General features: G+C 59.2%; 17 protein-coding genes and 4 tRNA genes. 12 read left to right on the top strand and 9 right to left on the bottom strand.

Annotated features, from left to right (window positions below):
• Position 1: 1 nt before the first annotated feature.
• From IB250_RS20680 to yacG, 4 genes are read left to right on the top strand one after another with little or no spacing between them, the layout of a single operon-like run.
• The gene (locus tag IB250_RS20680; RefSeq protein WP_192345414.1) at positions 2-1219 is read left to right on the top strand and encodes a type II secretion system F family protein; all 1218 of its coding nucleotides are present in this window, start codon (positions 2-4) and stop codon (positions 1217-1219) included.
• Between the two features lies 1 nt (position 1220).
• Positions 1221-2093 (top strand): prepilin peptidase, encoded by an 873-nt coding sequence (locus tag IB250_RS20675; RefSeq protein WP_192345413.1) that lies wholly within the window; start codon positions 1221-1223, stop codon positions 2091-2093.
• Positions 2090-2713 (top strand): dephospho-CoA kinase, encoded by a 624-nt coding sequence (coaE, locus tag IB250_RS20670; RefSeq protein ID WP_123497164.1) that lies wholly within the window; start codon positions 2090-2092, stop codon positions 2711-2713. Before IB250_RS20675 ends, coaE begins: the two co-directional genes overlap by 4 nt.
• On the top strand, positions 2710-2910 hold the full coding sequence (gene yacG / locus IB250_RS20665) for a DNA gyrase inhibitor YacG (RefSeq protein ID WP_192345412.1): 201 nt from the start codon (positions 2710-2712) through the stop codon (positions 2908-2910). Before coaE ends, yacG begins: the two co-directional genes overlap by 4 nt.
• A gap of 9 nt (positions 2911-2919) precedes the next feature.
• On the opposite strand, the gene IB250_RS20660 is transcribed toward yacG, so the two are convergent.
• Positions 2920-3135, bottom strand: a complete 216-nt coding sequence (locus tag IB250_RS20660) for a hypothetical protein (protein WP_007938959.1) — start codon at positions 3133-3135, stop codon at positions 2920-2922.
• Between the two features lie 63 nt (positions 3136-3198).
• Entirely contained in the window at positions 3199-3888 is a 690-nt protein-coding gene (locus IB250_RS20655) for an energy-coupling factor ABC transporter permease (RefSeq protein WP_192345411.1), read from the bottom strand.
• A gap of 912 nt (positions 3889-4800) precedes the next feature.
• Here IB250_RS20655 and IB250_RS20650 point away from each other — a divergent pair.
• Positions 4801-5043, top strand: coding sequence for a DUF2790 domain-containing protein (locus tag IB250_RS20650; protein ID WP_192345410.1), 243 nt, complete (start codon positions 4801-4803; stop codon positions 5041-5043).
• 8 nt (positions 5044-5051) lie between these two features.
• Here the strand turns inward: IB250_RS20650 and IB250_RS20645 are convergent, their stop codons facing one another.
• From IB250_RS20645 to IB250_RS20635, 3 genes are all read right to left on the bottom strand, one after another.
• Complete coding sequence (locus IB250_RS20645) at positions 5052-6320, bottom strand: OprD family porin (RefSeq protein ID WP_192345409.1); 1269 nt, start codon at positions 6318-6320, stop codon at positions 5052-5054.
• Between the two features lie 112 nt (positions 6321-6432).
• Positions 6433-7644, bottom strand: a complete 1212-nt coding sequence (locus IB250_RS20640) for a benzoate/H(+) symporter BenE family transporter (protein ID WP_192345408.1) — start codon at positions 7642-7644, stop codon at positions 6433-6435.
• A 121-nt stretch (positions 7645-7765) separates the two neighbouring features.
• Entirely contained in the window at positions 7766-9109 is a 1344-nt protein-coding gene (locus tag IB250_RS20635) for an MFS transporter (RefSeq protein WP_192345407.1), read from the bottom strand.
• A gap of 327 nt (positions 9110-9436) precedes the next feature.
• Between IB250_RS20635 and ppk2 the strand changes: the two genes are divergently transcribed.
• The 7 genes from ppk2 (at position 9437) to IB250_RS20600 (ending at position 16444) form a co-directional block, all read left to right on the top strand.
• Positions 9437-10261: a polyphosphate kinase 2 gene (gene ppk2 / locus IB250_RS20630; RefSeq protein ID WP_192345406.1), complete on the top strand. Its 825-nt coding sequence runs from the start codon at positions 9437-9439 to the stop codon at positions 10259-10261.
• A 49-nt stretch (positions 10262-10310) separates the two neighbouring features.
• Complete coding sequence (locus IB250_RS20625; protein ID WP_192345405.1) at positions 10311-12098, top strand: SulP family inorganic anion transporter; 1788 nt, start codon at positions 10311-10313, stop codon at positions 12096-12098.
• A gap of 82 nt (positions 12099-12180) precedes the next feature.
• A complete protein-coding gene (locus IB250_RS20620; RefSeq protein ID WP_192345404.1) occupies positions 12181-13302 on the top strand; it encodes an AI-2E family transporter in 1122 nt (373 codons plus the stop codon).
• Between the two features lie 111 nt (positions 13303-13413).
• Positions 13414-14040 carry a DUF1780 domain-containing protein gene (locus IB250_RS20615; RefSeq protein WP_008008717.1) on the top strand — a complete coding sequence of 209 codons (627 nt, stop codon included), beginning with the start codon at positions 13414-13416 and terminating at the stop codon, positions 14038-14040.
• A 153-nt stretch (positions 14041-14193) separates the two neighbouring features.
• Entirely contained in the window at positions 14194-14367 is a 174-nt protein-coding gene (locus IB250_RS20610) for a DUF3094 domain-containing protein (RefSeq protein WP_123497141.1), read from the top strand.
• Positions 14368-14427: 60 nt separating this feature from the next.
• Entirely contained in the window at positions 14428-15726 is a 1299-nt protein-coding gene (locus IB250_RS20605; RefSeq protein ID WP_192345403.1) for an NAD(P)/FAD-dependent oxidoreductase, read from the top strand.
• 316 nt (positions 15727-16042) lie between these two features.
• A complete protein-coding gene (locus tag IB250_RS20600) occupies positions 16043-16444 on the top strand; it encodes an EF-hand domain-containing protein (RefSeq protein WP_123497137.1) in 402 nt (133 codons plus the stop codon).
• A gap of 107 nt (positions 16445-16551) precedes the next feature.
• Here the strand turns inward: IB250_RS20600 and IB250_RS20595 are convergent.
• The 4 genes from IB250_RS20595 to IB250_RS20580 all read right to left on the bottom strand — a co-directional run bounded on the left by IB250_RS20595 (position 16552) and on the right by IB250_RS20580 (position 16966).
• Positions 16552-16628: transfer RNA gene (locus tag IB250_RS20595), tRNA-Pro, on the bottom strand.
• Between the two features lie 95 nt (positions 16629-16723).
• Positions 16724-16799: transfer RNA gene (locus tag IB250_RS20590), tRNA-Lys, on the bottom strand.
• 5 nt (positions 16800-16804) lie between these two features.
• Positions 16805-16881 (bottom strand) — tRNA-Pro (locus IB250_RS20585).
• A 9-nt stretch (positions 16882-16890) separates the two neighbouring features.
• Positions 16891-16966, bottom strand: a tRNA-Asn gene (locus tag IB250_RS20580).
• Positions 16967-17261: the final 295 nt, after the last annotated feature.

Genomic DNA, 17261 nt, shown 5'->3' with positions numbered 1-17261 from the left:
CATGGCGGTCAAAGCAGCGAAAATCAGCGTATATGCCTGGGAAGGCACAGACAAAAAAGGCACAAAAATGACCGGCGAATTGACCGGCCAGAATCCCGCGCTGATCAAGGCCCAGTTACGCAAGCAAGGGATCAACCCGGGCAAGGTGCGGAAAAAAACCGCGTCCATTTTCAATGCCGGTAAACGCATCAAGGCCCTGGACATTGCCCTGTTTACCCGGCAGATGGCGACCATGATGAAAGCCGGCGTACCGCTGCTGCAATCGTTCGACATTATCGGCGAGGGCTTCGATAACCCGAACATGCGCAAACTGGTGGACGAGGTAAAACAGGAAGTCGCGGCCGGTAACAGCTTCGCCGCGGCCCTGCGCAAAAAGCCCCAATATTTCGATGAGCTGTACTGCAATCTGGTGGATGCCGGCGAGCAGGCCGGTGCTCTGGATACCCTGCTGGAACGGGTGGCGACCTACAAGGAAAAGAGCGAAAGCCTCAAGGCCAAGATCAAGAAAGCCATGACCTACCCGCTGGCGGTGGTGTTCGTCGCGATCATTGTGACCGGGATTCTGCTGGTCAAGGTTGTGCCGCAGTTCGAGTCGGTGTTCTCGGGGTTCGGCGCCGAACTGCCAGCGTTCACCGTGATGGTCATCAGCTTGTCGGAGTTCCTGCAGGCCTGGTGGTGGATGGTGCTCGGCCTGTTGGGTGCGCTGGTTTTCGGCGTCCGCCATGCCTTTAAAAAGTCCCCGGGCTTTCGGGACCGAATGGACACCTGGCTGCTGAAACTGCCGTTGGTTGGCGCGCTCATGTACAAGTCCGCCGTGGCCCGTTACGCCCGCACCTTGTCGACGACGTTCGCCGCCGGCGTGCCACTGGTCGAAGCCCTGGATTCAGTGGCAGGCGCAACCGGCAACATCGTGTTCAAGCGAGCGGTACTACGCATCAGGCAGGATGTTTCCACCGGCATGCAGCTGAATTTTGCGATGCGCACCTCCGGCATCTTTCCGAACATGGCGATCCAGATGACGGCCATTGGCGAAGAGTCTGGCGCACTGGATGACATGCTCGACAAGGTCGCGAGCTTCTATGAGGACGAGGTGGATAACATGGTCGATAACCTGACCAGTCTGATGGAGCCTTTCATCATGGTGGTGCTGGGGGTTATCGTCGGCGGCCTGGTGGTTGCGATGTACCTGCCCATCTTCCAACTTGGCTCAGCGATCTGATATGTCCTTGAACGAATTTCTGAGTCTCGACCCGCTGGCCTTCACGATCACCGCATTGGTGATCGGCTTGGTAATCGGCAGTTTTCTCAACGTAGTGGTCTGGCGCCTACCGAAAATGCTTGAGCGTGAATGGCGCTTGCAAGCCCATGACGTCCTGGATTTGCCACCCGAAGCCCCCGGCCCGGCTTACAACCTGATACTGCCTCACTCCGAGTGCCCCGACTGTGGCCATCGGATTCGAGCGTGGGAAAACATTCCCGTGCTCAGTTATCTGTTTTTACGCGGGCGATGCTCGAACTGCGCGACGCCGATCAGCAAACGTTACCCGCTGACCGAACTGGCCTGCGGCGTGCTGTCAGCGTTCGTCGCCTGGCATTTCGGTTTCGGCTGGCAGGCCTGCATGGTGCTGGTCCTGAGCTGGGGCCTGTTGGCAATGAGCCTGATCGACGCCGAACACCAGCTGTTGCCGGATGTGCTGGTGCTGCCGTTGATATGGCTGGGATTGATCGTCAACAGTTTCGGGCTCTTCGTCTCACTGCATGATGCGCTCTGGGGCGCGGTGGCCGGCTATATGGCGCTTTGGACGGTGTTCTGGCTGTTCAAGCTGATCACCGGCAAGGACGGCATCGGCTACGGTGACTTCAAGCTCTTGGCGATGCTCGGCGCCTGGGGCGGCTGGCAGATCCTGCCGCTGACAATCCTGCTGTCATCGCTGCTGGGCGCCATCATCGGGGTGATTTTGCTGCGCCTGCGGGATGCGAAGACCTCAACTCCGCTGCCCTTTGGCCCCTATCTGGCGATTGCCGGCTGGATTGCCTTGCTCTGGGGTGGTCAAATAACCGGCTTCTATTGGCAGTTTGTCGGTTTGAAATGAATACCCCTGTGGAAAAACCCTGGATTCTCGGCCTGACCGGCGGCATCGGCAGCGGCAAAAGCGCGGCCGCCCAGCACTTCATCGATCTGGGCGTGCACGTGGTGGACGCCGATCATGCGGCTCGCTGGGTGGTAGAACCTGGTCGCCCGGCACTGGCGAAGATCGCCGAGCACTTTGGCCCCGGTGTGCTGCAAGCCGACGGCCAACTGGATCGTGCGGCGCTGCGCAAGCTGATCTTCGAAGTGCCGGATGAACGCCGCTGGCTCGAAGCGCTGTTGCATCCGCTGATCGCCGAAGAAATCACTCACCATCTGGCCAAGGCACAATCGCCTTATGCGATTCTGGTTTCGCCGCTGCTGATCGAGTCCGGGCAGTACGCCATGACCCAACGGGTTTTGGTGATCGATGCCCCGGAACAGTTACAGATCGAACGCACCCTGCAGCGTGACCAGACCAGCGAACAGCAGGTCCAGGCGATCCTCAAGGCCCAGTCCAGCCGACAGGACCGCGTGAGCCATGCCGACGATGTGGTGGTCAACGACCGCGACCTCGCCTGGCTGCACAGCGAGGTCGAACGCCTGCATCATTTTTACCTTACTTTGCGTGGAGGCCAGTCATGAGCCAAACCCCTACCGTCGATTGCCCAACCTGTGGCGCCCCTGTCGAATGGAGCCCGGAGAACAAGTTCCGGCCATTCTGTTCAGACCGTTGCAAACTGATCGACCTGGGCGCCTGGGCGTCGGAAGAACACAAGATCCCGGTGCCTCCCGATGCCGAGGACGAGATGTTCAGCGCCGACTTCGACCCGCGCCACTGATCCCGCCCCTCAGGGCCGCATAAAGCCATAGTCCTGGCCCTCGTCGAGGTTCTCGGCGAGAAACCGCAACTCATCGGCCAGGTCTTCTATATTGCGTACTGCCTTGCTCTGCTGCACCACCGCACTGAGCAAGGCGCGCAGGCTCAATCCCGGATCGAAGCCCACCTCTTGCGCCACATCCAGACTCTGACGCAACTCCTGCCGGGCCCACTCATACACACTCATGCCATTGCTCCTGAAGGTTTTCCAGAGCATGGATTCGGCAACGTTTTTTGGATTTGATGTGGATCAAGATTTGGGATCGTCGTCTTTCCAGGGCGCCGAAAGGTAGCGGGTGCGATTGAACGTCTCCAGCCATTCGGGGCAGAACACCACCAATGCGCTGACCACCATACCGTTGATAAACGCTTCCGGGAAAATCAGTAGCCACAGGTAGCCGACAAAATCTGTCAGCCAGTACGGCATGGCGAAACGTTCGTCGTACCACAGCAGCGTGAGCGCCAGAATCAGGCACAACAGGGCCGACAACGCAGCGGCAAAAAAACCCGAACAGAAAATGTACACAAAGGGGTTACGCGGCTGCGCGCGCTCCACCAGGATGGCGCAGCACTCGGTGACCAGCACCGGCAGCAGAATCAGCAGCGCGCCGTTGACCCCCATGGCCGCCATGTCCTGCCGCCCCAGCAGGACCAATCCCGTTTGCGCGACCAATCCGCCGACAATCGCCAACGGCCAATCCAGCAGTAACGTCACCGCCGTCATGCCGATGAAGTGATAGGACACGCCGGTGTCGAAGTCCCGTCGCACCAGCCAGAGCATGAACAGCGCGAACACCGTGCCGAACAATAGATGCTGGCGGCGGCTGTCGCTGAACAGTTCGACCCAGGGTGCTCGCGCAATGGCCCAGATCAGCACCGGTGCATAGATCAGCCACCCCACCGTCAGGGTTTCGGAGGACAGTAACTCGGCACCGATCATGGCTGGGCACACTCCCTTGTCTTGCCAAAAGAGAACAGGCGATCAGTCTACACCGCCCTTTACTCCCTTCGACTTCGGGCTGGTATACACATTTGTACCGGCCCCGGGGGCGCTCCACGATTAGGTACATATCCATTTCTGCGGTAACGGCCACCTAGGGTTCCGCCCTTACGGCGGGTCACTTTCGAAAAGCGCGAAAGTAACCAAAGCGCTTTTGCCCCGCCATTCGGTGCCTCGCTTAGGCTCGGCATGCCATAACGAAGGCATTGCTCCGGGGGCCCGCCGCCATCGGCCCTCCATGGCCGGGGGCGGCTACCGCGGCATCCATGCCGCGGTGCCCCCTGCGCAATGCCTGCGTTCGCCTCTGGGAAAGGGGCAACAGATCAAGATCAAAAGCCAAAGCCAAAGCCAAAGCAACGGCAAGATCAACTGCTTCGCGAGCAAGCCCGCTCCCACAATGGATCTGCGTACCACTGCGCTTTTCACCACTCAACAGGCCGAGCGTTAGCTCGCCTGCAGCTTTTGATCTTGACGCACCGCCCCCTCGAGAGGCCGAGCGGAGGTTCTGCGCAGTGGGCAACCCGGCATGGATGCCGGGTTAGCCGCCCCCGGCCATGGATGGCCGATGGCGGCGGGCCCACGGAGCAGGACCGGAGCAAGGGCATGCCGAGCCTGGGCGAGGCACCGAACGAAAGGGGCAAGAGCCCTTTGGTTACTTTGGGGCTTTTCCAAAGTGACTCGCTGTAAGAGCGAAACCGCCAGCCGCCGCTACCGCAGAAACGGATATGTACCCGATCAAAAAGAACCAGCGATTGTTACGTTTTCTGTAAGGCTGAATCAGGCCGAGCCCCCTGTATCGATCGCGGGCAAAGCCTAGAATTGAGCCATCGGAATCAACACGGAGTACGGAAAATGAAAACCTTGATCAGCCTGTTTCTGACCCTCGCCGCCACCTCGGCCCTGGCCGCCGGCAACGAGCCAGCCGCCACCTCGTACAACCCGGCGCAGCCGCTGGACATCGCCAAGGTGGTTTCAGTGACGAACACCGCAACTGCCTGCGGGGTTGTGCCTGCGACCCTGGAATATGTCGATCATCAGGGCCAGACCCATCGCGTGACGTACGAAGTCATGGGTGACTGCACCACAGATCTGTGACCGCGGGCTCATAACAGCTTCCACGTGTAGCTGAGGATCAGGCGGTTTTCGTCGATATCGCTGCGGTAGTTGGAACGCGCCATCACATTGCGGACACGGATGCCGAGGCCTTTGAGGCTGCCACTCTGCAGCACATAGCCGATATCCAGATCGCGCTCGCGGTCCTTGCCTTCAAAGCCCTTGCCGGTGTCGACGTTATTGCCGGTGATGTAACGCACGGTGCTGGTCAGGCCGGGCATGCCGAGGGCCGCGAAGTCGTAGTCGTAACGCGCTTGCCAGGAGCGTTCATCGGTGTAGGCGAACTCGTAGGTCGGCACCTCGTTGCCCAGCGGCGAGATGTTGGCAAACACCCGCGGGAAGGCGCTGTCGCCGAACATGCCCTGATAGCCGACATAAAACGTGTGGCCGCCGCGCTTGGCTGACAGCAAGGAGAAGAACGCCTGGTTGTCGATATTGCCCAGCAACTTTTTGCCCTCTTCGTGCGAATCGTAATAGCCAAGGTTGGCGCCCAGGACCCAGTCTCCCAACGGCTCGCCGTGCTTGAAGCCGAGAAAGCGCTGGTTGTAGATATCTTCCAATTGCCCGAACCAGGCACTGAGCGAACTGCGTTTGTCATTGAAGGCGTAATCGGCGCCAGCAAAGTTGAAACCATCGCTGCTGACCTGACGCTGCGGAACATGACCGAGCATGGCTTGCATCTTTTCGTCGCCGGCCTCGTTGCGCAGGCTGGTTGAATTCAAGTGGCCGCCTTGCAAGGTCAGGCCATCGATTTCATTGGAGCTGATGCTTGCGCCCTGATAGCTGGGCGGCAGCAGCCGGATATCGCTGAAGGCCAGCACCGGCACGTTGGGTTGCAACTCCCCCACTTTCAGCTCGGTCTTGGAGTAACGCATCTTCAGCGCACCTTCCAGACGGCTGTAATCATCTGCCGCGCGACCATCATCGTGCACCGGCAGCAAACCGGTATTGACCCGGTCCGGGCTGCTATCGAGTTTGAGGCCGAGCAGGCCGATGACATCCACACCAAAACCGACCGGGCCCTGGGTGTAACCGGACTTGACGTTGAGGATGAAGCCCTGCGCCCACTCTTCGGCCTTCGACTGTTGATTGGCCCCGACGATGTCCGAGAAGTCCCGACTGAAGTAGTAGTTGCGCGCCTGCAAGGTGGCCGTGGTGTCTTCGATGAAGCCGCCCTCGGCGGCCATCACGCCACTGGAAAAACCCGAGACGACCGCCAGGGACAACACTGAACCGGTTGCTGGAAAAATCTGTTTCATCGCTGTTCTCTTATTGTTATTGATCGACAGGTTGAAGTGCTCCACCCGTGGCGGATTCGCCACGGGGGATGGTAAAAACGGATAAGGATCGGGGTTGCGATTACTTACTCGGTCAGCGCGCCACCTCCTGCGCAGGGGCCGCTTGAGTCGCCGGTGCGGGACGCCGGGCACTCAACAGCACGTGCGTGACCATGCCGAAAATCAGCCCCCAAAAAGCGGCGGACAGACCAAACAGCGACATGCCCGAGGCGGTGGTGAGAAAGGTCACCAACGCGGCTTCGCGATCACTCGGCACGGCCATTGCGCCGGCCAACGCCCCGGCTATCGCGGCGAACAGCGCCAGCCCGGCCAGGGCTGCGATCAGCTCCTTGGGGAACGCCGAAAACAACGAAACCAGCGTGGCACCGAAGATCCCCAGCACCAGGTAACACAGCCCGCCCACGACTCCGGCCACATAGCGTTTGCGCGGATCTTCATGGGCCTCGCGACCGGTACAAATGGCCGCGGTAATCGCCGCCAGATTCAACCCGTGACAACCGAACGGTGCCAACAGAGCAGTGCCCAACGCGCTGCTGGCGATGATCGGGCCTGCCGGCGTTGGGTAGCCGCTGGCACGCAGCACCGCCATGCCGGGAACAAACTGGCCGGTCAGCGCCACCATCACCAGCGGCAAGGCGACATTCAGGGTCGCACTCAGGCTGAACGCGGGGGTGATCCATACTGGCGTGGCCAAGCCGATCACCAGTGCTTCGCGGTGCAAATCACCGGCAAGAAACGCCATCGAACAGCCCACCAGCAGCACCATCAACACCGCATAGCGCGGCATCACCCGCTTGCAGATCAGGTACGTGGCAAACATCGCCAGCACCAACAGCGGCTTGCCTTGCAGCGAGACGAACAACCCCGTACCGAAGCTGAACAGAATCCCCGCCAGCATCGCCGCCGCAATCGCCGCGGGCAGTTTGCCGATGATCCGGTCAAACGCCCCCGACACGCCGACCAGAAAGATAATCAGGCTGCTGACCAGGTAAGCGCCCACCGCCTCCGGCATGGAGATTCCCGGCAACAGTGCCACCAGCAACGCCGAGCCCGGTGCCGACCACGCGATGATCACCGGGACGCGGTAACGCAGGCTCAAACCGATACCGAGCACGGCGCTGCCGATGGAAATCGCCCAGACCCAGGACGACAACACTTCCCGCGAGAGGTGCGCGGTCTCGGCGGCCTGAAAGATGATCACCAAGGGGCCTGCGTAGGAAATCACCGTGGCGATAAATCCAGCGACGGCAGCAGACAGGGAAAAGTCCTGAAATAACGCTTTCATGAAACCTCGCCGCAAGACTCGTCAGGCGATCCGTGGCACAGGCCCGGCCGCTCTTGTTCGGAAAAAAGTGGGGGTGACCAGGCAGGCGACACGGCATGACGCCGTGCCGCCACTGCCGGGTTCAGGCGCTGGTCGGCGCCAGCGTCTGGGTGGCACCTTTGGCGCTGCGCTGACTGCTGATGGCGAACACGGTCATGGCGAGAGCGGCCACCGCACCGGGCAAGGCAAACGCCATGAAGTTCAGTTGCAGCGGCAGGCTGATCCCCAACAAGGCACCGCCCAGCAGTGGGCCGACGATCGCGCCGTTGCGGCCGATGCCCGACGCCCAGCCCAAACCGGTGGAGCGGATGGTCATGGAGTAGAACTGCGCGGCGCAGGCGTACAGCAGAATCTGTGAGCCTATGGTGGTGGCGCCGGCAAGGGCGATCAGCAGGTACAACACCGGCATCGGGCTGTTGAAGCCCAGCAAGGTGATCGATACCGCAGCCACGACGAAGAACACCGCCAACACGCGCGGCAGGTTGAGCTTGTCGCCCAGCACCCCGCCGCCGACCGCGCCGAAAATGGCACCGAAGTTGAGTACCAGCAGGAACGACAGACTCGAGCCCAGGCTGTAACCGGCGTTGGCCATCAGTTTCGGTAGCCAGGAACTCAAGGCGTAGACCATCAGCAAGCAGCAGAAAAATGCCAGCCACAGCATCAGCGTGCGCAGCGCACGGCCCTCGCGGAACAGTTGCAACACCGGGGTGCCCGTGCCCTTCACTTCGCTCATGTGCAACTGATCGCTGGCGAGTGCAACGTAAGCCGGATCAACCCGTTCCAGAACGTTGCGCGCCTCTTGATTGCGCCCCTGACGCAGCATGAAACCCACCGATTCAGGCAGGAAGTACATGATCAACGGCAACAACAGCAACGGCAGCACCGCCACGTAAAACACTGACTGCCAGCCGAAACTCGGGATCAGCACAATGCCGAGCCCCGCCGAGAGCATGCCGCCCACCGAGTAGCCGCTGAACATGATCGCCACCAGCGTGCTGCGGATTTTCTTCGGCGCGTACTCGTTCATCAGCGCCACGACATTGGGCATCACCCCGCCAATGCCCAGCCCGGCAACGAACCGGCAGAGGCCAAACTCGGTGGGGTTACGGGCAAATCCATTGAGCACGGTAAAACCGCTGAAGAGCATCACGCACAGGGTGATGGCTTTCTTGCGGCCAATCTTGTCCGACAGCGGGCCGAAAAACAGCGCGCCGAACATCATCCCGAACAGTGCATAACTTCCCAGCGCGCCAGCTTGCAGGGGACTGAGCCCCCACTCTTTCATCAGCATCGGCAATACCACGCCGTAGATCACCAAATCGTATCCGTCGAAGATGATGATCAGGGCGCACCAGAACAGCACCATCCAGTGAAAGCGGTTGAATCGAGCGTTGTCGATCACCTCATGTACGTTGATCTTGCGCATGGCATCTATCTCTTGTTGTTGTTTTTTTAAGAGTCGGTAACGCGGCTAACGTCCGTACAGCCGAGGGTAGAGACGCCGGGCACGGGGCAATAGCCGCTTTGCGCAGATCGCTATCCGTTTTGTGCAAGGCCCTGTAGCAACCCTGTAGAGGGTTGATTCATGGACTAGACTCACGCGGTTGGTGATGGAGTTGAACGTCTAGAGCAGAGGGCCGTCCACGACTGACGCCAGGTTTGCTCGAAGCAATGCGCGATCTGCAAGCTGATAGCTGCACCTGCAGGGTCTATCTATCAGCAGTCAGCGACTGGCATAGGTGAGGCTTGGGTCATGGCAAAGGACAAGAAGAAAACCCCTGTTAAAAGCAACTCCGCTGAACCCTTGAAACTGAAGAACAAAGACTATCTTGAGCAGTTACGCCGACTGCATGTCGAAATGGTCAAGTTGCAGGAATGGGTGAAAGAAAAGGGCATCAAGATCTGTATCGTCTTCGAGGGGCGCGATGGCGCCGGCAAGGGTGGGACGATCAAGGCGCTCACTGAGAGGGTGAGCCCGCGTGTCTTTCGGGTGGTGGCGCTACCGGCCCCGACCGATCGCGAGAAGAGCCAGATGTATATACAGCGCTATCTGGCGCACATGCCTGCGGCCGGCGAAGTAGTGATCTTCGATCGCAGTTGGTACAACCGCGCAGGGGTCGAGCGTGTGATGGGATTTTGTACCGATAAGCAGGTGACCCGCTTCCTGGCCCTGGCCCCCCTCATGGAACGCATGATGGTCGACTCGGGCGTCATGCTGTTCAAGTATTGGCTGGAAGTCAGCGAAGAGGAGCAGACCCGCCGGCTCGAGGCGCGGATCAAGGATGGTCGCAAAATCTGGAAACTGACGCCAATGGATCTCAAGTCATACAGCCGCTGGTATGACTACTCGCGCGCACGTGACGACATGTTCAAGGCGACCGACACCGATCATGCTCCGTGGCTTGTGGCCAACTCGAACGACAAGAAGCGGGCCCGCCTCAACATCATCTCTGATTTGCTCAGCCGTATTCCGTACAAGAATGTACCGCGCGAGAAGGTGATTTTGCCCAAACGGCAGAAATCAGGCGGCTATCGGGAACCGGATTATCCGCTGCGGCGAATTCCGGAAAAGTTCTGACCGGCACGTTCAAGCGAATCTGCGCTGTACACCAAAGGGCCACAGTCCTATGAGCCATTCGGATGCTTCGCCTCCCGTCCCGGAACCGGGCCGCATTGCCCATCGCAACACCGGCGGCGACACCGGTTGGAGTCGCTGGCTGCCCGGACTACGCACGCTGCGCGGTTACAAAATAACCTGGTTGCGGCACGACCTCGTGGCCGGACTGGTGCTGACCACGATGTTGGTGCCTGTCGGCATCGCCTACGCGGTGGCATCGGGCGTACCCGGCATCTATGGCCTTTACGCGACCATCGTTCCTCTGCTCGCTTATGCGCTGTTCGGACCCAGCCGGATTCTGGTGCTGGGGCCGGATTCCTCGCTGGCTGCCGTCATTCTCGCCGTCGTGCTGCCACTGTCCGGCGGTGATCCGCATCGTGCCATCGCCCTTGCGAGCATGATGGCGATCGTATCGGGGGTGGTGTGCATCCTGGCCGGCATAGCGCGCCTGGGCTTTGTCACGGAGCTTCTTTCCAAACCGATCCGCTACGGGTACATGAACGGGATCGCGCTGACGGTATTGATCAGCCAACTGCCCAAGTTTTTCGGTTTTTCGATTGAATCCGACGGCCCACTGAGAAACCTGTGGGCGATCGCTACGGCGGTAATGGAGGGGAAAACCAACTGGACCGCCTTCATGGTCGGCGCAGGCACCTTGGCCGTGATTCTGCTGCTCAAGGGCAACAAACGCGTGCCGGGCATTCTGATCGCCGTGGCGGGAGCGACCGTCGCCGTGGCTGTGCTGGACCTTGCCGCGCGCACTGGAATATCGGTCCTCGGCTCGCTTCCACAAGGCTTGCCTGCGTTCGCCATCCCCTGGATCACCCGCGACGACATCGTCCCCGTCCTGATCGGTGGTTGCGCCGTTGCCCTGGTTTCGTTCGCCGATACCAGCGTGCTCTCGCGTGTCTATGCGGCGCGGACCCGCACCTATGTGGACCCGAACCAGGAAATGGTGGGCCTCGGTGTCGCCAACCTGGCCGCCGGATTTTTTCAGGGTTTTGCGATCAGCAGCAGTTCGTCACGTACGCCCGTGGCCGAGGCCGCAGGCGCCAAAACCCAGTTGACCGGAGTCATCGGCGCGCTTGCTGTTGCCTTACTGCTGGTGGTGGCACCGGACCTGTTGAAGGATTTACCTACCAGCGCACTGGCTGCGGTGGTGATCGCCTCCGCCATCGGCCTGATTGAGGTCACCGACCTGCGACGCATTTATCGAATCCAGCGTTGGGAGTTCTGGCTGTCAATCGTCTGCACCGTCGGCGTGGCCGTGCTGGGTGCGATCGAGGGGATCGGCCTGGCCATCGTGATCGCCGTCATCGAATTTCTGTGGGATGGCTGGCGTCCTTACTCTGCCGTCCTGGGACGCGCGGACGGCGTGAAGGGTTATCACGACATCAAGCGCTATCCCGACGCGCGCCTTGTACCCGGCCTGGTGCTGTTTCGCTGGGATGCGCCGTTGTTTTTCGCCAACGCCGAGTTGTTCCATGACCGAGTGCTGGACGCCGTGGCTGCATCGCCTACGCCAGTGCGCTGGCTGGTTGTTGCGGCGGAACCCGTCACCAGCGTGGACGTGACCTCCGCCGACATGTTGGCGGAACTGGACGAAACGTTGCACGCGGCGGGTATCAAGTTGTGCGTGGCCGAGATGAAGGACCCGGTCAAGGACAAGCTGAAGCGATTCGGGCTTTTTGCGCGGCTTGGCGAAACATCGTTCTTTCCAACAATAGGCTCTGCAGTCGACAGCTATCTCGCGATACATCCGGTGGATTGGATGGGTCGGGAGGACAAGAGTCGCTGAGCGGCATGTTCACCGGCTCACTTGCGACCAGGGCTGGACTTACCAAATGCAGGCCCTTGCCACTCTCTACAGGAGGTAATCCATGGTTCCCATACCCCTTCTCGAAAAGGTTTTTTCCCGAGACCTGCTCGACGTACTGATTCGTGCCGGAGTGATTGCCGTTCTGGTGATGTTCTGCTTTCAGATATTCAGCCCGTTCCTCGATCTGATGCTGTGGTCGGTGATCCTGGCAATCACCCTCTACCCCTTGCAGATCAGATTCAAAGGCAAGCTGGGAAACAAGGACGGGATCACCGCGACGCTGATCGTATTCATCGTCATCAGCATTCTTATGGTGCCTATTTATTTATTGGGAGCCTCGCTTGCGGATTCCGTGGAAAAGGTCATGACCATGGTCAAAACCGACAGTTTCCATATTCCGCCACCCTCCGGTGCGATAGCCAGCTGGCCACTGGTGGGCGAACCTCTTTATAACTTGTGGGCGCAAGCCACCACTGACCTGCCCGATCTGGCACACAAGTTCATGCCGCAGATCAAAGGTGTCAGCCTCTCCCTCCTGAGCAAGCTTGCGGGTGTCGGCATGGGGCTCCTTTTATTCATCGTCGCCCTGATTATTGCCGGTATTTTTTTAGCGTATGGCGAGAGCGGCCACCGCAGCGCGGTGCAAATCGTTTCGCGCTTCAGCGGTCCGATCAAGGGGCCGAAAATCGCCGATCTGTGCACCGCCACCATCCGGGCAGTGGCATTGGGGGTGGTCGGCATCGCGTTCATCCAGATGCTGTTGGTGGGCATCGGCTTTGTATTCATGGGTGTTCCCGGCGCCGGCCTTCTCGCCTTGGCGGTGCTGCTTCTTGGCATCATGCAATTACCGGCCACCCTGATTACCCTTCCGGTCATCGTCTTTGTTTTCATGAGCGAAGGTGCCAGTACGGCGACCATTGTGTTTGCCATTTATGTCTTCATCGCGGGATTGGTCGATAACGTCCTCAAACCGCTGCTGCTGGGTCGTGGTGTCGATGTGCCGATGCCCGTGGTGCTGATCGGCGCCTTGGGTGGCATGGTCACGGGCGGTATCCTCGGCCTGTTTATCGGCCCTGTGATACTCGCGGTCGGCTATCAGCTGTTCTGGGAATGGGTGGATCAAGCGCAAGAGCCCGGGCCAGATAATCAAGGACCTGATACGGCGGCAGAAGATATTCGCTGATAAACACCCATAGGCATGCCAGAAAAAACGGCTGAAGAAATCCCGACAGACTTTTTTTCTTTTGCGACAGACTTATTATTCAGATCACATTTGAACGCTAAGCTTGGGCCTATGGATGATTCAGATTATTTACGCCTGCTGACCATTGCGGCCGAGCAAGCCAACACGTTCCTCTCCAATGCCCGCAAATGGGAGCGTGAGCGTTGGGTTTGCCAGCGCCTGCTGCAAGGCCTGAACATTCCCTATCGCGCCGACGAGTTTGCCCCCGCCGGGGAGCCACCGGACGTGTTGTTCCGCGACGCGAACTTCGAAGTGTTCTTCGTGCTCGACGAGGGTCGGCGCCTCAACGACGAATGGCGCGACGAGCTGCAACGTCGACGCAGCGCGTTTTCCCTGAGCCAGCTAGTGCGCCGCGAGGCCAAGCCCCGGCGCATCCCGGCCAATGAATTTCTGTTGAGACTGGCGCCGACCTTGCGCAAAAAAGCCCACAACTACAAAGAGCGCGGCATGGACCTGGGGGAGCTGGACATCATCGCCTTCGCCAGCCTCAAGCGCGAAGTGCTGGACCTCAACAGCCACTTTCCGCCGCCCACCGAATACCTGCGTCAGGGCTGGCGCTCCCTGTCGCTGGTCGGCCCGACCTTCGCCCGAGTGTTGTTCGCCCACCCGGAAGCCCCGGATTTCCTGCGCAGCAACCTGGGGCGCAGCATCGTTTTCGACGTCGGGATCAGCCTGTGAGTTCGTTGCAGGAGTTGGTCGCCGAGTGTTACAAAGTGGAATCATTCGCCATTCCCGCCGGCAACTATGCTCCGTTCCACACCGGATAGGTCGCAACATCGCTGCGCGCTGTAGCGTCTAAACATTCAGCAACGTCTACCTGACGAGGCCTTTATGACCAGCCGCCTGAACCCCGACGACCAGAAACATGTCGAAGAGTACCTGAACCTGTCCCAGCACCAAGTCGAGCGCCGGCCTTTCCGGCCGTGGATGCTCCTGGTGGTGGTGTTGGCAGTGACCATGGGTTTAGGCCTGTTGAGCCGACTTATCAGTTACCTGACGCTATGAGCTGCATCGCGCTCGCTCGGTTGACTGCACCGATTTCTTTTAGCCTTGCGAGATATCCCCATGACTCATCGTATTGTCATCGTTGGCGGCGGCGCCGGCGGTCTGGAGTTGGCTACCCGTCTGGGTAAGACTCTGGGCAAGCGCGGCACGGCCAGTGTGATGCTGGTCGACGCGAACCTGACCCACATCTGGAAACCGTTGTTGCACGAAGTGGCGGCAGGTTCCCTGAACTCTTCCGAAGACGAACTCAACTATGTTGCCCAGGCAAAATGGAACCACTTCGAGTTCCAGCTGGGGCGCATGAGCGGGCTCGACCGCGCACAGAAGAGAATCCAGCTGGCCGCCACCTATGACGAGGCAGGCCTGGAACTGGTACCGGCGCGCGAAGTGCCTTACGACTCCCTGGTGATTGCCGTCGGCAGCACCACCAACGACTTCGGCACGCAAGGCGCAGCGCAGCATTGCCTGTTCCTCGACACCCGCAAACAAGCCGAGCGCTTCCATCAGCAACTGCTCAATCATTACCTGCGCGCCCACGCCGGGCAGACCGATAAGGTCGAGCAGATTAGCGTAGCGATCGTCGGCGCCGGTGCCACCGGGGTCGAACTGGCAGCGGAACTGCACAACGCCGCCCATGAACTCGCGGCCTACGGCCTGGACCGGATCAAACCGGAAAACATGCACATCACCCTGATCGAAGCCGGGCCACGGGTGTTGCCAGCCCTGCCGGAACGAATCGGCGGGCCTGTGCATAAAACCCTGGAGAAACTCGGGGTCAACGTGATGACCAACGCCGCTGTCAGCGAAGTGACGGCAGACAGCCTGATTACCGCCGATGGCAAAGTGATCAACGCGAGCCTCAAAGTCTGGGCCGCCGGGATTCGTGCGCCGGGCTTCCTCAAGGACATCGATGGCCTGGAAACCAACCGCATCAACCAGCTGCAAGTGTTGCCGACCCTGCAAACTACACGTGACGAGAACATTTTTGCCTTCGGTGACTGCGCGGCATGCCCACAACCGGGCAGCGACCGCAACGTGCCACCGCGTGCCCAGGCCGCGCACCAGCAAGCTTCGTTGCTGGCCAAATCGCTGAAACTGCGGATCGAAGGCAAAGCCCTGCCGGAGTACAAGTACACCGACTATGGTTCGCTGATTTCGCTGTCGCGTTTTTCGGCTGTGGGTAACTTGATGGGCAACCTGACCGGCAGCGTCATGCTCGAGGGCTGGCTGGCGCGGATGTTTTACGTGTCGCTGTATCGCATGCACCAGATGGCACTATATGGCGCGTTCCGCACGGCGATGTTGATGCTGGGTAGCAAGATTGGGCGCGGGACTGAGCCGCGGCTGAAGCTGCACTAACACAACCCACTGTGGGAGCGAGCCTGCTCGCGATAGCGGTCTGACACTCAGCACATCCGTTGAATGTTAATCCCTCATCGCGAGCAGGCTCGCTCCCACATTTTTTATTCATCGCCCTGCAGATCTGTGTCTCACTGTATCTCCCCCACTGATTCCATCCCTTCGCTTACAAAGCCCCCCTTGCGCGACACAGTAGCGATACACCACGCCCGCTAAATGGCCACATCCGAGCAAGGCACTGCCTGCTTCGGTCATCGCCGCACTCACGTGGCGTCCTTTATCGAGCGGTTGTGTTGTGCAACCCAGGAGATTTGTAATGTCCCGTACCACTACTCTCAGCAAAAACACCGTTGGCCTGCTCGGCGCTGTCCTGGCCGGAGGCATGATGTTGTCCGGTTCCGTATTCGCTTCGCAGCCGCTGACTCAGGGCTACCTGCTGGCCTCGGCGGAACAGGTCGTGAAGACGCCTGAAGGCAAATGTGGCGAAGGCAAGTGCGGCGATGCCTCGATGGCCCGGACCGATACCGATGATGACGGCAAGGTATCCCGCGCGGAATTTTTGAAAGTGGCGCCCAAGGCCGATTTCGACAAGATCGACACCAACCATGATGGTCAAATCTCGGAACAAGAGGCTTTTGATAACGTGAAAGCCAACTACGAAGCCAATGGTAAAAAGATGCCAAAGGGCTTGTTCGAGCACCTGAAAGACAATAGTTAAGCCTCTGAAGGCCCAAGCCCTGCCTCTGCGTCGAGAAGCAGGGCTTTTTTGCATTTACAGCAGGCAAAAAAAAATCCCCGTATCTTTCGATACGAGGATTTTTAATATGGTCGGGGTAAGGGGATTCGAACTCCTGACATCCTGCTCCCAAAGCAGGCGCGCTACCGGACTGCGCTATACCCCGGTAAAAAAAAGGCACCTTTGAAAGGCGCCTTCTGCGAACAGAGCTTTTGGCGTCTGATCTTAAGATTCGATTCCAGCGTTAACTGGTTTCAAAAATGGTGGGTCGTGTGGGATTCGAACCTACGACCAATTGGTTAAAAGCCAACTGCTCTACCAACTGAGCTAACGACCCAAAAATGGTCGGGGTAAGGGGATTCGAACTCCTGACATCCTGCTCCCAAAGCAGGCGCGCTACCGGACTGCGCTATACCCCGGTTTGAAATTGGCTCCGTGACCAGGACTCGAACCTGGGACCCAATGATTAACAGTCATTTGCTCTACCGACTGAGCTATCACGGAACTACATATTTCAATTACAACTGGTATTTCAATTTACAACTGTGAAGCTTGCTTCACCTCTTCGACCCGATCGCATCGCTGCGTTCGTGTGTCTGAGGCGCGCTATTCTACAATCTTAAGCACCTCTGTCAACCCCCTAAATTGCTTTCAAGTTAATGATTTGCAACTTATTTCAGATTCCTGCTTGGGGAGCAGAAACCCTTCAGGGCGACTTACTGCGGGGCGCACTTTACAAGCCTTTTCCTTTGAGTTCAACAGCCTGGCGAAAAAAAGGCCTCGCAATGCGAGGCCTCTT

The sequence above is a fragment of the Pseudomonas sp. PDM09 genome, assembly GCF_014852305.1.
Taxonomy (GTDB): Bacteria; Pseudomonadota; Gammaproteobacteria; order Pseudomonadales; family Pseudomonadaceae; genus Aquipseudomonas.
The sequence above is the reverse complement of the archived record's forward strand: the minus strand, read 5'-3'. Positions and strand labels throughout refer to the sequence as shown.